This window comes from Streptomyces hilarionis (assembly GCF_024539675.1).
GTDB classification, from domain to species: Bacteria; Actinomycetota; Actinomycetes; order Streptomycetales; family Streptomycetaceae; genus Streptomyces; species Streptomyces hilarionis.
Window position 1 is genome coordinate 35,184 of the sequence record NZ_JAHHIT010000057.1, and the last position, 14,427, is coordinate 49,610.

The following is a 14,427-nucleotide window of genomic DNA, read 5'->3' on the forward strand; positions in this document are numbered from 1 at the left end:
CCGCCGCCACCGCTCGGCTACGGGGGCCCGGGTCGGTCACCGGGCCCCGCGCGCCCGGGCCTCTCGGGCCACCCGGGCCGCGAAGTCCGCGGCGGCCGCCCTGACGTCGTCCGCCGTCCAGCTCAGGGCGGCGGCGCCGACGGTGACCTCGGTGAAGGACAGCCCCGGCCCGCCGTGGGCCCAGGCGCCGGCGAACAGCGCCGTCCGCGTCTCCTCGGCCTGCGAGACGGCCGCTTCGGCCGCCACGTCCGCCTCGTACGGCAGCCAGACCTGGAACTGGTGCGTGTGCGGGACCTCGGGGTGCACGCGCGCCCAGGGGACGTCCGTTCCGGCGAGGCCCTCGCGCAGGGCGGCGGCCACCTCCCGCGCGTGGATCACGTACTCCGGAAGCCGGGGGAGCTCGCGCTCCAGGCCGACGAGGGCCGACAGCGCGGTGGGGAACTGCTGGAAGACGGCGCCGCCGTACCGGTGCCGCCAGGCTTTCGCCTCCTCCGCCAGGGTCTTCGGGCCCGCGAGGGCGGCGCCGCCGAAGCCGCCGAGGGACTTGTAGAACGACACGTAGACGCTGTCCGCCAGGTCCGCGATCTCCCGCAGGGTGCGGCCGAAGTGGTGGGTGGTCTCCCACAGGCGCGCCCCGTCGAAGTGCACCACCGCGTCGCGCTCGCGCGCCGCCTCCACGACCTCGGTCAGCTCCTCCCACGTGGGGAGCACGAAACCGGCCTCCCTGAGGGGCAGCTCCAGCATGAGCGCGCCGAAGGGCTCGTCGAAGGCGCGTATCTCCTCGGCCGTGGGCAGCCGGGGCTCGCGCGTCACCCGCACCGTGCGCAGGCCGCTCACGACGCCGAAAGCGCCCCGCTCCCACACCTCGGGATGGCCCAGCGCGTGCAGCGCGACGGTCGGGTCGCCGGTGCGGCCCGCCCAGCAGCGCAGGGCGACCTGCTGGGCCATCGTGCCCGTGGGGAAGAACGCGGCGGCCTCCGTCCCCAGCAGCCCGGCGACCCTGCGCTCCAGGGCCTCCACGACCCCGTCCCCGTAGACGTCCGCCGGTTCGTCCAGGTCGTGGACCTCCGGGGCGGCCTCCTGGAGCGCCGAGAGCCGCTCGCGCAGGCTGGACTGGAACCCGGCGCGCGACAGCACGCGCTCCGCCTTCCGGTGGGCGAGCGCCCGGCGCTCGCGCAGGCGCTGCCGTGCCGACTGTTCCTCGCTGTGCTCCGACGTGTTCGTCATGCCCCGGATGATGCCGTGCCCGGGGGTGCGGGCACACGCGTGTGCCGCCCACCGCCTGCGCGCCCGTCGGGGAAGGCGGTCGAAACGGGTGGGAAAACCCACAGCCTGTGGACAACCGGGCTCCGCCGGAACAGATCGCGTTAACATGACGAGAAATCGTCCGGTACCCGGAGCGGACTGGAACGGAAGGCCGCCGTCGAGTGAGTACACCCCAACAGCCAGACCCCAGGGACCGCCCCGCGCGGCTCGCCGTCGGCGTCGTCGGCGCGGGCCGGGTCGGGCCCGCCCTGGCCGCGTCGCTGCAACTCGCCGGGCACCGGCCGGTCGCCGTCTCGGGCGTCTCCGACGCCTCCCGGCGGCGGGCCGCGCTCCTGCTGCCCGACGTGCCCCTGGTGCCGCCCGCCGAAGTCCTCCAGCGGGCGGACCTGGTGCTGCTCACCGTCCCCGACGACGCCCTGCCCGGGCTCGTGGAGGGCCTCGCCGAGACCGGGGCGGTACGGCCGGGCCAGCTCCTCGCGCACACCTCCGGGCGCTTCGGCGCGAAAGTCCTCGACCCCGCCCTGCGCGCGGGTGCGCTCCCGCTGGCCCTGCACCCGGCGATGACGTTCACGGGCACCCCGGTGGACGTCCAGCGGCTGGCCGGCTGCTCCTTCGGCGTCACGGCCCCCGAGGAGCTGCGGCTGGCGGCCGAAGCACTCGTGATCGAGATGGGCGGCGAGCCGGAGTGGATCGCCGAGGAGAGCCGCCCGCTCTATCACGCGGCGCTCGCCCTGGGCGCCAACCACCTGGTCACCCTGGTCGCCCAGTCCATGGAGCTGCTGCGGGTCGCCGGCGTCGAGGCCCCCGACCGCATGCTCGGCCCGCTCCTCGGAGCCGCCCTGGACAACGCCCTGCGCTCCGGCGACGGCGCGCTCACCGGCCCCGTGGCGCGCGGGGACGCCGGCACGGTCGCCGCGCACGTCGCGGAACTGCGCGCGCACGCGCCGCAGGCCGTCGCCGGATACCTGGCGATGGCCCGCGCGACCGCCGACCGCGCGCTCGCCCACGGACTGCTCAAGCCCGAACTGGCCGAGGACCTCCTGGAAGTGCTCGCCGAGGCGTCCCACCGTGCCCCCCGCGCGCCGGGCGCGACCGGCACGGACGGCCCCCACGGCCCCGACGGCACGTACGGCCCCGACAGCACGGACGGCACCGAAGGAGAAGCGGGATGACCACCGCCCTGCTGCGCACCGCCGACGAACTGCGCGCCCGCGCGCGTGGCGGCCGGCGGACCGTCGTGATGACGATGGGCGCCCTGCACGAGGGACACGCCACTCTCGTGCGCACCGCCCGTGACCTCGCCGGGCCGGACGGCGAGGTCGTCGTCACGGTCTTCGTCAACCCGCTCCAGTTCGGCCAGGGCGAGGACCTCGACCGCTACCCGCGCACCCTCGACGCCGACCTGAAGATCGCCGAACTGGCGGGCGCGGACGTCGTGTTCGCCCCCTCCGTGGACGAGGTCTACCCCGGCGGGGAGCCCCAGGTCCGCATCACCGCGGGGCCGATGGGCGAGCGCCTGGAAGGCGGCTCCCGCCCCGGCCACTTCGACGGCATGCTCACGGTCGTCGCGAAGCTGCTGCACCTCACCCGCCCCGACACCGCGCTGTTCGGGCAGAAGGACGCCCAGCAGCTCGCCCTGATCCGCCGCATGGTGAGGGACCTGAACTTCGGCGTGGAGATCGTCGCGGTGCCGACCGTGCGCGAGGAGGACGGGCTGGCTCTGTCGAGCCGCAACCGCTACCTGTCCGCCGAGGAGCGGCGCACCGCGCTCGCCCTGTCCCGGGCGCTGTTCGCGGGCCGCGACCGGCACGCCGCGCAGGAGGCCCTGCGGGCCCGCGCGCGTGAGGTGCCCGCCTCCCACGCGCGCGCCGAGGCGCTCAGCGCCCTCGGGGAGTCCCGCGCGGCCGCCGACGCGCACGCCGTCGCGAAGGCCGCTCCCGGCGACCCCGCGGGCGTCCGCGCGGCCGCCCGCACGGTCCTCGACGAGGCGGCCCGGCTCGTCCCGCCGCTGCGACTGGACTACCTCGCGCTCGTCGACCCGTCCGACTTCACCGAGATCGAGGACGGCTTCACCGGCGAGGCCGTCCTCGCCGTCGCCGCCCGGGTCGGCTCGACCCGGCTGATCGACAACCTCCCCCTCACCTTCGGAGCCGCCTCGTGACCAGCACAGGCATACGACTGCACGCGCCCGCGCCCGGGTGGAACATCGACGCCGACGTCGTCGTCGTCGGCTCCGGTGTGGCCGGTCTCACCGCGGCCCTGCGCTGCGAGGCCGCGGGCCTGACGACGGTCGTCGTCACCAAGGCCCGCCTCGACGACGGCTCCACGCGCTGGGCGCAGGGCGGCATCGCCGCGGCGCTGGGCGACGGCGACACGCCCGAACAGCACCTGGACGACACGCTGGTGGCGGGCGCGGGCCTGTGCGACGAGGACGCCGTGCGCATCCTGGTCACCGAGGGCCCCGACGCGGTGCGCCGGCTGATCGCGACCGGCGCCCACTTCGACGAGTCCGAGGAAGGCGGCCTGGAGCTCACCCGCGAGGGCGGTCACCACCGTCGTCGCATCGCGCACGCGGGCGGCGACGCGACCGGCGCGGAGATCTCCCGCGCGCTCGTCGAGGCGGTCCGCGCGCGGGGGATGCGCACGATCGAGAACGCGCTCGTCCTGGACCTCCTCACGGACGCCGACGGCCGCACGGCCGGTGTGACCCTGCACGTCATGGGCGAGGGCCAGCACGACGGCGTGGGGGCCGTGCACGCCCCCGCGGTCGTCCTCGCGACCGGCGGCATGGGCCAGGTGTTCTCCGCCACCACCAACCCGTCGGTGTCCACCGGCGACGGGGTGGCGCTCGCCCTGCGGGCGGGCGCGGAGGTCTCCGACCTGGAGTTCGTCCAGTTCCACCCGACGGTGCTGTTCCTCGGCGCGGACGCGGAGGGCCAGCAGCCCCTCGTCTCCGAGGCCGTGCGCGGCGAAGGCGCCCACCTGGTCGACGCGGACGGCGTGCGCTTCATGGTCGGACAGCACGAGCTCGCCGAACTCGCGCCGCGGGACATCGTCGCCAAGGGCATCATGCGGCGCATGCAGGAGCAGGACGCCGAGCACATGTTCCTCGACGCCCGGCACTTCGGCGCCGCCATGTGGGAGCACCGCTTCCCCACGATCCTCGCCGCCTGCCGCGCCCACGGCATCGACCCGGTCACCGAACCCGTCCCGGTCGCCCCCGCCGCCCACTACGCGTCCGGAGGCGTGCGCACCGACTCCCACGGCCGGACGACCGTGCCGGGGCTCTACGCGTGTGGGGAGGTCGCCTGCACCGGTGTGCACGGCGCGAACCGGCTCGCGTCGAACTCCCTGCTGGAGGGTCTCGTCTACGCCGAGCGCATCGTGACCGACATCGTCGCGAGCCGGGCGGACGACGCGCTCCGCGCGCGGGTGCCCGCACCCGTCGAGCACCCCGAGACGCCGGCGCACCCGCTGCTCGGCCCCGAGGCCCGGTTCGCCATCCAGCGCGCCATGACCGACGGCGCGGGCGTGCTGCGCTCCGCCGAGTCCCTGCACCAGGCCGCCGAACAGCTCCAGCGGCTGCACGCCGAGGCCCGCGACGCCCTGGACGAGAACGGCAAGACGGCCGAGCCCGGGGTCGACACCTGGGAGGCCACCAACCTCCTGTGCGTCGCGCGCGTCCTGGTCGCCGCCGCCCGGCAGCGCGAGGAGACCCGCGGCTGCCACTGGCGCGAGGACCACGCCGACCGCGACGACGCGAACTGGCGCCGGCACATCGTCGTACGACTGAATCCGGACCGCACGCTCGCCGTACACACCACCGATACCGCAGACTTCCCCCCTACCCGGCAGCACCACCAGGAGCAGTGACAGACGTGAGCACCCCCGACCTTCCCCTCGTCCCGAGCGGCGGCTGCGGCGACGGCTGTGCCTGCGGCGCCGACGCGGACGCCGAACCCACCGGAGAGGGACACGACGCCTACCTGGAGTGCGGGCTCGATCCCGCGCTCGCCCAGCTCCTGACCGACGCCGGCCTCGACCCGGTCGAGGTGGAGGACATCGCCAACGTCGCGATCGGCGAGGACCTGGCGCACGGCGTCGACGTGACGACCGTGGCGACCATCCCCGAGGAGGCGGTCGCCACCGCCGACTTCACCGCGCGCGAGGCGGGCGTCGTCGCGGGCCTCAGGATCGCCGAGGCCGTCGTCTCGGTCGTCTGCACCGACGAGTTCGAGGTCGAGCGGCACGTCGAGGACGGCGACCGCGTGGAGGCAGGGCAGCCGCTGCTGTCGGTCACCACGCGCACGCGTGACCTCCTCACCGCCGAGCGCAGCGCGCTCAACCTGCTGTGCCGGCTCTCCGGCATCGCCACCGCCACGCGTGCGTGGGCGGACGTCCTGGAGGGCACCCGGGCACGCGTGCGCGACACCCGCAAGACGACCCCGGGCCTGCGCTCCCTGGAGAAGTTCGCCGTCCGCTGCGGCGGCGGCGTCAACCACCGGATGTCGCTGTCCGACGCGGCCCTGGTCAAGGACAACCACGTGGTCGCCGCGGGCGGCGTCGCGCGGGCCTTCGAGGCCGTCCGGGAGGCCTTCCCGGACGTGCCGATCGAGGTCGAGGTCGACACCCTGCACCAGCTGCGCGAGGTGATCGACGCCGGCGCCGACCTGATCCTGCTGGACAACTTCACCCCCGGCGAGTGCGAGGAGGCCGTGGCCGTCGTCGGCGGGCGCGCCCTGCTGGAGGCGTCGGGGCGGCTGACCCTGGACAACGCCAAGGCGTACGCCGACACCGGCGTGGACTTCCTCGCCGTCGGGGCGCTGACGCACTCCTCGCCGATCCTGGACATCGGTCTGGATCTGCGAGCGGCTGAGTAGGAACGGGAACCGGCCATGCTGCTGACGATCGACGTGGGCAACACGCACACCGTGCTGGGCCTGTTCGACGGTGAGGACATCGTCGAGCACTGGCGCATCTCCACCGACCCGCGCCGTACCGCGGACGAACTCGCCGTGCTCCTCCAGGGCCTGATGGGCATGCACCCGCTGCTCGGGGACGAGCTGGGCGACGGCATCGACGGGATCGCGATCTGCGCGACCGTCCCCTCGGTGCTGCACGAACTGCGCGAGGTGACGCGCCGGTACTACGGCGACGTGCCCGCCGTCCTCGTCGAGCCCGGCGTGAAGACGGGCGTGCCGATCCTGTTCGACAACCCCAAGGAGGTCGGCGCCGACCGCATCATCAACGCCGTGGCTGCGAACGAGCTGTACGGCGGCCCGGCGATCGTCGTCGACTTCGGCACGGCCACCACGTTCGACGCGGTCAGCGCGCGCGGGGAGTACGTCGGCGGCGTCATCGCCCCCGGCATCGAGATCTCCGTGGAGGCGCTCGGCGTCAAGGCCGCGCAGCTGCGCAAGATCGAGGTGGCCCGGCCCCGGAGCGTGATCGGCAAGAACACGGTCGAGGCCATGCAGTCCGGGATCGTCTACGGGTTCGCCGGCCAGGTCGACGGCGTGGTGACCCGGATGGCCCGCGAGCTGGCGGACGACCCCGACGAGGTCACGGTGATCGCGACGGGCGGGCTGGCGCCGATGGTGCTGGGCGAGTCCTCGGTGATCGACGAGCACGAGCCGTGGCTGACGCTGATCGGCCTGCGCCTGGTGTACGAGCGCAACGTCTCGCGCATGTGAGCCGGGGCGCCGCCCCGACGGGCGGCGCGCCCGTTCGCGCGCGGGGCGGGCGGCGGCCGGTGGGCCATCAGGGGGTGAGCGGTGGGCCACCAGGGCGGATCCGGGCGCGCCGCGCACGACCTCGATGTCTTATTTGTCTGATTAGCGCGTATCGTCGCCGCATGCCCACGCCATACGGATCCCGCGGCGGCCTGGCGTTCGGCGCGGAGGAGCTGCGTGTGCTCCGCCGCGCCCTTGCCATCGCCCTCCACCCCGGCCCCGTCACCGCCGAGGACGTCCAGGACTGCCATCGCCTCGCCGAGTCGCTCGACGAGGCGATGGGCGAGGCCGCCCGGCTGCGGGCGTTCCTGGTGGCCGACCTCGGCCGCTACCGCGCAGCCCTCCCCGGCACCGTCGCCGGATACCTGACGCTCCTGGAGGAGGTGCTGGCCACCGGCCACCTGCCCGAACCGGACGACCTCGCCGCGCTGCGCGCCCTGCGCGGCAACCCCACGGCCGCCGCCCTCCTGGAGCGCTGCCAGATTCTCGCCGAGCGGGACGTACGCGCCCGTCTGGCGAGCCGCGCGGCCCGCCGGGCCGCCCCGGCCGTCCCCACCGTCCCGGCGTCCCGTACGCACCTCCAGGCCCTTCCCGGGGGCCTCTCCGGCGCGCGCCGCGGCCCGGCCCCGGCCGTCGCCGCCGAGAAGGCCGGCGGGAGGGCCGTCGGCGCGGACGCGGGGACCGAGGGGGAGGGAACCGGGGAGCCGGCGAAGAAGCCGGGTCCCGGGCCGCGGAAGGAACCCGCCGAGAAGCCGGCCGCGCCCGGCCCCGGGCCCGTGCCCGTCAAGCCCGGGCCCGAGCCGACCCGACGCCCGGTTCCCACGCCGGGCGAGGTCTTCCCGCGACGCAGGCCGACCCCGCCGCCCGCCGACTCCCGTCAGCGGCCGCTGGCCGTCGGCTGACCCCGCCGCTCCGGCCGCACCCCGGCCGAAGATCCGCCTCCCGGCTGGCTACCCTGGATCCATGGACTACGTCTCCGCGCTCGTGCCTCCCGTCGTCATGGCCGTGTTCTTCGTCGGCCTGATCAGGGTGATCGTGAAGACCCAGGGCGGAGCCAACAAGGCCAAGGAGGACGCGGCCGTCGACGCCGCGCTCGCGCGGGCGGAGGGCGCCCGTCAGGCTCCCGCCGGCCCGGACGCCTGACGGCCCGCCGCACCGGCACCGCCTCCCGGGGCGTGCGTCTCCTTTCGGAGCCGCACGCCCTTTTTGTTCGCGTTTGCTGACGATGGTGCACGTCCGGGACGCGATTGACGGGATCTCCCACTATTGTTCTGAGCTGTGCCTCGCCCATTGGGAGAACTCGAAGACACGGTCATGACGCGGGTGTGGAAGTGGAACCGCCCGGTGACCGTTCGAGAAGTCCTGGAAGACCTTCAGCAGGAACGGTCCATCGCGTACACCACGGTGATGACCGTTTTGGACAATCTCCATCAGAAGGGCTGGGTGCGCCGTGAAGCGGAAGGCCGGGCCTATCGATATGAGGCGGTCTCCACCCGTGCCGCCTACGCCGCCGCCCTGATGAACGACGCCTGGTCCCAGAGCGACAACCCGGCCGCCGCTCTCGTCGCCTTCTTCGGGATGATGAGCGAGGAACAGCGCGGCGCGCTGCGTGACGCCGTGCGCATCGTCCAAGGTCCGGAATCCGCCGAACCCGTACGCGAACCCGAACCCGAACGCGCCCGGGAACCCGAACCGGAACGCCCCGAACCCGAACCCGTCGAACCCGAACCCGTCGAACCCGCCGCTGCCGCGCCTGACGCGCGCGGGGGGAGCGGGGCGAGTACCGGCGGCGCCGGGGAGAACCCCGCCTCGGCATCGGAGGGCGGCGGGCGATAGCGTCCGCACATGTCAGCAGAGAGTCGATCGGCCGAGAACGTCGAAGTCACCGCTAAAGCCATCACCGTCCGGCGGGCCCGGACCGGCGATGTCGACGCCGTGCGCCGTCTCCTTGACGCCTACGTCCGCGGCGGCATCCTGCTCGACAAAGCGACGGTGACTCTTTACGAGGACATCCAGGAGTTCTGGGTCGCCGAACGCGACGACAACGCCGAGGTGGTCGGGTGCGGCGCCCTGCACGTCATGTGGGAAGACCTGGCCGAAGTGCGCACTCTCGCCGTGAAGCCCGGGCTCAAGGGCGCCGGCGTGGGCCACCAGTTGTTGGAGAAGTTGCTCCACACCGCGCGCTGGCTCGGCGTTCGCCGTGTTTTCTGTCTGACCTTCGAAGTGGACTTCTTCGCCAAGCACGGCTTCGTGGAGATCGGCGAGACGCCGGTCGACACCGATGTCTACGCCGAGCTCCTGCGTTCCTATGACGAGGGCGTCGCCGAGTTCCTCGGACTCGAACGAGTGAAACCGAACACCTTGGGCAACAGTCGGATGCTTCTGCATCTGTGATCGTCGCCGCCCATTCCGGCCGACCCGCCTTGCCCGGGTGCCCTATGTCCGAAACGCGCACGTTTCCGGGCGGGGAGCGGGCTGCGGGTCTCTGCCAGGGGTTTGTGTTTTCCCAGCAAAAGCGGTTTGCTTTCCGACGTAGTGCAGTACTGCATATAACAGGGTGCGGCTAAACGGCGGACGCCGCGGACCCCCGGCCCTCACGTTTTCGATGAAAGGAAATCCGGTGGCACAGAAGGTTCAGGTCCTTCTTGTCGACGACCTCGACGGCGGCGAGGCGGACGAGACCGTGACGTTCGCGCTGGACGGCAAGACGTACGAGATCGATCTCACGACCACCAATGCCGACAAGCTGCGTGGACTTCTCGAGCCCTACGTGAAGGGCGGCCGTCGTACCGGCGGACGTGCTTCCGGCGGGCGCGGAAAGGCGCGCCCCGCTTCCGGCGGCAGCCAGGACACCGCACAGATCCGCGCGTGGGCCAAGGAGAACGGTTTCGAGGTCAATGACCGCGGCCGTGTTCCGGCGACCATTCGCGAGGCCTACGAGAAGGCCAACGGCTGAGGGCACGCGTGCCGCAGCCGGACACGGTGGCAATGCGTCGCCAGCGTGTCCACCAGCCGTACGAGATCGGGGGCGCCCCCAACGCCCCCCACCGCCGACATCGTCGGCAGCGAGGCCTCGACCTCGTGCCCTGCCACGGGGGGCCGCAGCCAGACAGCGGCCCCCTGCACCGGCCCGCTGCGGCGCGGCCCCGCGACGCGCCGCGGGGGACGGCCCGGCGGACGAGCGGGAGGCAGCGGCGCCTCGACGGTCCCGCCCGCGCCGATCGCCGTCAGGTCCAGCGGCAGCGCGCCCCACTCCAGCCAGCGCAGGATTCCCGGCACCTCGTCCGCGCCGCCCGCCGCCACCAGCAGCAGCATCCGGTCGCCCCGCACGGCCACCGGCGAGCCCGGCGCCAGGCGCCGCAGGGCGGCGGAGCCGGCCTCGGCCGGCACGTCGAGCACGTCGAAGCGTTCGCCCACCGAAAGTCGTACCGGCGACCCGGGCACGGTCGTCCAGCTCAGTTCGTTCTCGTACCAGCCGCGGATCCGGTCGTCGGAACCGGCCGGAACGGACGAGCCGGACGAGCCGGACGAGCGGGTCGGGTGGGCCGCGTCCTCCGGTCCGGGCGGCCGTCGGGGGAGGGGGACCGCGGTGATCGCGGCGGCGGCCGGGCGGGCGACCGGGGGAACTGAGCCAACCATGCCAAGTCCAACCGCGGAAAAGGCCCGCAAGTTACGCTGGGTGTTCCTGTGACTGCACGGTGTTCCGGCAGGGGGGCCGGGTGTGGGCGCGGGGAGACGCAAGGTTGTTCGCCCGTAGCGGAGGGAACGGGGGCGTACGGCATGGAGTGTCAGTCCCGGCGGGTAAGACATCCCTAGTGGGAGGGGGCGACACGCAGGAAAGGCCGTCTCACGTTCGCCATCGGCGTACTGGCGACTGGGGTATCTGCCTGGCCTGCGGGAACATCGTCTCGCACCATCGGGTTGGAGCAGATGTCGGCGTTCGGGGTCAGGAGGCCATCGACGGTGTCGGCAGTTGGAATGAGCGGTCCCCGCTTGCGGGACTAAGCTGCGGAAGGACAGGGAGGGGAAGTTCCCCCCACTGCCTGACCGCTCTGAGGAGCGATTAACGATGTTCGAGAGGTTCACCGACCGCGCGCGGCGGGTTGTCGTCCTGGCTCAGGAAGAAGCCCGGATGCTCAACCACAACTACATCGGCACCGAGCACATCCTCCTGGGCCTGATCCACGAGGGTGAGGGTGTCGCCGCCAAGGCCCTTGAGAGCCTCGGGATTTCGCTCGAGGCGGTCCGCCAGCAGGTGGAGGAGATCATCGGGCAGGGGCAGCAGGCCCCGTCCGGGCACATCCCCTTCACCCCCCGTGCCAAGAAGGTCCTGGAGCTGTCGCTCCGCGAGGCCCTTCAGCTGGGCCACAACTACATCGGCACGGAGCACATCCTGCTCGGCCTGATCCGCGAGGGCGAGGGCGTCGCCGCCCAGGTCCTGGTCAAGCTGGGCGCAGATCTGAACCGGGTGCGGCAGCAGGTCATCCAGCTGCTCTCCGGTTACCAGGGCAAGGAGACCGCCACCGCCGGCGGGCCTGCCGAGGGCACGCCCTCGACGTCCCTGGTCCTCGACCAGTTCGGCCGGAACCTCACCCAGGCCGCTCGTGAGTCCAAGCTCGACCCGGTCATCGGGCGCGAGAAGGAGATCGAGCGGGTCATGCAGGTGCTGTCCCGCCGCACCAAGAACAACCCGGTGCTCATCGGTGAGCCCGGCGTCGGCAAGACCGCCGTCGTCGAGGGCCTCGCCCAGGCCATCGTCAAGGGCGAGGTGCCCGAGACCCTCAAGGACAAGCACCTCTACACCCTGGACCTCGGCGCGCTGGTCGCCGGCTCCCGCTACCGCGGTGACTTCGAGGAGCGCCTGAAGAAGGTCCTCAAGGAGATCCGCACCCGCGGCGACATCATCCTGTTCATCGACGAGCTCCACACGCTGGTCGGTGCGGGCGCCGCCGAGGGCGCGATCGACGCCGCCTCGATCCTGAAGCCGATGCTGGCCCGCGGTGAGCTCCAGACCATCGGCGCCACCACGCTGGACGAGTACCGCAAGCACCTGGAGAAGGACGCGGCCCTCGAGCGCCGCTTCCAGCCGATCCAGGTCGCGGAGCCGTCGCTGCCGCACACCATCGAGATCCTCAAGGGTCTGCGCGACCGGTACGAGGCGCACCACCGCGTCTCGATCACCGACGAGGCGCTGGTCCAGGCCGCCACCCTGGCCGACCGGTACATCTCGGACCGCTTCCTGCCGGACAAGGCGATCGACCTGATCGACGAGGCCGGTTCCCGGATGCGCATCCGCCGGATGACCGCTCCGCCGGACCTGCGCGAGTTCGACGAGAAGATCGCCGGCGTGCGCCGCGACAAGGAGTCCGCGATCGACTCGCAGGACTTCGAGAAGGCCGCCTCCCTGCGTGACAAGGAGAAGCAGCTCCTGGCCGCCAAGGCCAAGCGGGAGAAGGAGTGGAAGGCCGGCGACATGGACGTCGTCGCCGAGGTCGACGGCGAGCTGATCGCCGAGGTCCTCGCCACGGCCACCGGCATCCCGGTCTTCAAGCTGACCGAGGAGGAGTCCTCGCGTCTGCTGCGCATGGAGGACGAGCTCCACAAGCGGGTCATCGGCCAGGTCGACGCCGTCAAGGCGCTGTCGAAGGCGATCCGTCGTACGCGCGCGGGCCTCAAGGACCCGAAGCGTCCCGGTGGTTCGTTCATCTTCGCCGGCCCGTCCGGTGTCGGTAAGACCGAGCTGTCCAAGGCGCTCGCCGAGTTCCTCTTCGGTGACGAGGACGCGCTGATCTCCCTCGACATGTCGGAGTTCAGCGAGAAGCACACGGTGTCGCGTCTCTTCGGTTCGCCCCCCGGATACGTGGGCTACGAAGAGGGCGGCCAGCTGACCGAGAAGGTCCGTCGCAAGCCGTTCTCCGTCGTCCTCTTCGACGAGGTCGAGAAGGCCCACCCGGACATCTTCAACTCGCTGCTCCAGATCCTGGAGGACGGTCGCCTGACCGACTCCCAGGGCCGGGTCGTGGACTTCAAGAACACGGTCATCATCATGACGACCAACCTCGGCACCCGGGACATCTCCAAGGGCTTCAACCTGGGCTTCGCGGCCTCGGGCGACTCGAAGACCAACTACGAGCGCATGAAGAACAAGGTGTCGGACGAGCTCAAGCAGCACTTCCGCCCCGAGTTCCTCAACCGGGTCGACGACGTGGTCGTCTTCCCGCAGCTCACGCAGGCGGACATCCTGCGGATCGTCGACCTGATGATCGGCAAGGTGGACGAGCGTCTGAAGGACCGGGACATGGGCATCGAGCTCTCCCAGTCCGCCAAGGAGCTGCTGTCCAAGAAGGGTTACGACCCGGTGCTGGGTGCGCGTCCGCTGCGTCGCACCATCCAGCGCGAGGTCGAGGACTCGCTCTCGGAGAAGATCCTCTTCGGCGAGCTGCGCCCCGGCCACATCGTGGTCGTGGACACGGAGGGCGAGGGCGACGCCCAGACGTTCACCTTCCGCGGCGAGGAGAAGGCGGCACTGCCCGACGTCCCGCCGATCGAGCAGGCCGCCGGCGGAGCCGGACCGAACCTGAGCAAGGAGGCCTGACCCTCCCGGGGGCGAGCCGAAGAAAGGGGCCGGTGCTTTCCAGCACCGGCCCCTTTCGCATGCCCTGGTGGCTCAGGAGAGCTGACCGTCGTAGTCCGGCAGCTTGTACGTCGTCTCGGCGTGGCCGCCCGAGAGGTCCGTGGCGCTGTTGCCGACGTTCGCGATGATCGTGTAGCCCTTGGACTCGATGGTCACGCGCTGGGCGGTCTTGTAGGCGGCGACGTCCTTGAAGAGGTCGAGGAAGCCGCGCACGTAGAGCCCGGAGACCTTGTAGCCGACGTTCTTGAGGTTGTAGTCGGTCACCCCGGAGATGATGCCCGGGCGGGCGGTGACGAAGAACAGGGAGACGCCGTGGTCCTGGGCGTACTTCGCGACGTCCAGGACGGGCTTGTTGGCCGGCTGCGGGAAGCTGAAGCCGAAGTCGGTCTCCAGGGTGGTGTTGTCGACGTCGAAGACGATCGCCTGCTTCTCGCCCGGCCGGGCCGCGGCGATGCGCTGCTTCAGGGCCGGCAGCGCCTGGTTCATCACGGCCTGGCAGTCCTGCTGCCAGGTGGCGTAGTCGACGTCCTTCGCGGCCGCCGTGGAGGCGGTGGCCGTGGTGGAGGTGGAGACGGCGGTGGCGCCGGTGGCCGTCGCGGCCTGGGCGCCGGCCGGGACGGCCAGCGCCGTGACGGCCGCGGCCGTCACGGCGGTGAGGGCGGTGCGGCGCGTCCAGGTGCCTCTGGTCATGGGTGGGGGTCCTCTCGCGTCCTTGCGCTGCCGGTGTCGTGGGCATGCTCATCGTTGAGGGTGGCCTGAGGGGAACCAGCGGGTTACTGGACGGTAGAGGGGGAT

Annotated in this window: 14 protein-coding genes; 11 read left to right on the plus strand and 3 right to left on the minus strand. The window is 72.3% G+C overall.

Annotated elements, in window-relative coordinates:
* Positions 1–36 precede the first annotated feature (36 nt).
* Entirely contained in the window at positions 37–1,227 is a 1,191-nt protein-coding gene (locus KMS84_RS14895) for a threonine aldolase family protein (RefSeq protein WP_256916696.1), read from the minus strand.
* 200 nt (positions 1,228–1,427) lie between these two features.
* Between KMS84_RS14895 and KMS84_RS14900 the strand changes: the two genes are divergently transcribed.
* From KMS84_RS14900 to KMS84_RS14945, 10 genes are all read left to right on the plus strand, one after another.
* Complete coding sequence (locus KMS84_RS14900) at positions 1,428–2,438, plus strand: Rossmann-like and DUF2520 domain-containing protein (RefSeq protein WP_256916697.1); 1,011 nt, start codon at positions 1,428–1,430, stop codon at positions 2,436–2,438.
* Complete coding sequence (gene panC, locus KMS84_RS14905) at positions 2,435–3,427, plus strand: pantoate--beta-alanine ligase (protein WP_256916698.1); 993 nt, start codon at positions 2,435–2,437, stop codon at positions 3,425–3,427. Before KMS84_RS14900 ends, panC begins: the two co-directional genes overlap by 4 nt.
* Positions 3,424–5,139: an L-aspartate oxidase gene (locus tag KMS84_RS14910; RefSeq protein WP_256916699.1), complete on the plus strand. Its 1,716-nt coding sequence runs from the start codon at positions 3,424–3,426 to the stop codon at positions 5,137–5,139. Before panC ends, KMS84_RS14910 begins: the two co-directional genes overlap by 4 nt.
* A gap of 5 nt (positions 5,140–5,144) precedes the next feature.
* Positions 5,145–6,146: a carboxylating nicotinate-nucleotide diphosphorylase gene (gene nadC / locus KMS84_RS14915; RefSeq protein ID WP_256916700.1), complete on the plus strand. Its 1,002-nt coding sequence runs from the start codon at positions 5,145–5,147 to the stop codon at positions 6,144–6,146.
* A 15-nt stretch (positions 6,147–6,161) separates the two neighbouring features.
* Positions 6,162–6,959: a type III pantothenate kinase gene (locus KMS84_RS14920; protein WP_069773142.1), complete on the plus strand. Its 798-nt coding sequence runs from the start codon at positions 6,162–6,164 to the stop codon at positions 6,957–6,959.
* Positions 6,960–7,150: 191 nt separating this feature from the next.
* The gene (locus tag KMS84_RS14925; RefSeq protein WP_256916727.1) at positions 7,151–7,900 is read left to right on the plus strand and encodes a hypothetical protein; all 750 of its coding nucleotides are present in this window, start codon (positions 7,151–7,153) and stop codon (positions 7,898–7,900) included.
* Between the two features lie 61 nt (positions 7,901–7,961).
* Complete coding sequence (locus KMS84_RS14930) at positions 7,962–8,141, plus strand: hypothetical protein (protein WP_256916701.1); 180 nt, start codon at positions 7,962–7,964, stop codon at positions 8,139–8,141.
* 171 nt (positions 8,142–8,312) lie between these two features.
* Positions 8,313–8,834, plus strand: a complete 522-nt coding sequence (locus KMS84_RS14935; protein WP_438818939.1) for a BlaI/MecI/CopY family transcriptional regulator — start codon at positions 8,313–8,315, stop codon at positions 8,832–8,834.
* A 9-nt stretch (positions 8,835–8,843) separates the two neighbouring features.
* Positions 8,844–9,392: an amino-acid N-acetyltransferase gene (locus tag KMS84_RS14940; RefSeq protein ID WP_256916703.1), complete on the plus strand. Its 549-nt coding sequence runs from the start codon at positions 8,844–8,846 to the stop codon at positions 9,390–9,392.
* Positions 9,393–9,618: 226 nt separating this feature from the next.
* On the plus strand, positions 9,619–9,954 hold the full coding sequence (locus tag KMS84_RS14945; RefSeq protein WP_256916704.1) for a histone-like nucleoid-structuring protein Lsr2: 336 nt from the start codon (positions 9,619–9,621) through the stop codon (positions 9,952–9,954).
* Here KMS84_RS14945 and KMS84_RS14950 read toward each other — a convergent pair.
* Positions 9,933–10,637: an SCO3374 family protein gene (locus KMS84_RS14950; protein WP_256916705.1), complete on the minus strand. Its 705-nt coding sequence runs from the start codon at positions 10,635–10,637 to the stop codon at positions 9,933–9,935. The two genes, KMS84_RS14945 and KMS84_RS14950, sit on opposite strands and share 22 nt — an antisense overlap.
* 430 nt (positions 10,638–11,067) lie before the next feature.
* Between KMS84_RS14950 and KMS84_RS14955 the strand changes: the two genes are divergently transcribed.
* Complete coding sequence (locus tag KMS84_RS14955) at positions 11,068–13,593, plus strand: ATP-dependent Clp protease ATP-binding subunit (RefSeq protein ID WP_256916706.1); 2,526 nt, start codon at positions 11,068–11,070, stop codon at positions 13,591–13,593.
* A gap of 72 nt (positions 13,594–13,665) precedes the next feature.
* On the opposite strand, the gene KMS84_RS14960 is transcribed toward KMS84_RS14955, so the two are convergent.
* Positions 13,666–14,322: an HAD family acid phosphatase gene (locus KMS84_RS14960; protein ID WP_256916707.1), complete on the minus strand. Its 657-nt coding sequence runs from the start codon at positions 14,320–14,322 to the stop codon at positions 13,666–13,668.
* Positions 14,323–14,427 lie beyond the last annotated feature (105 nt).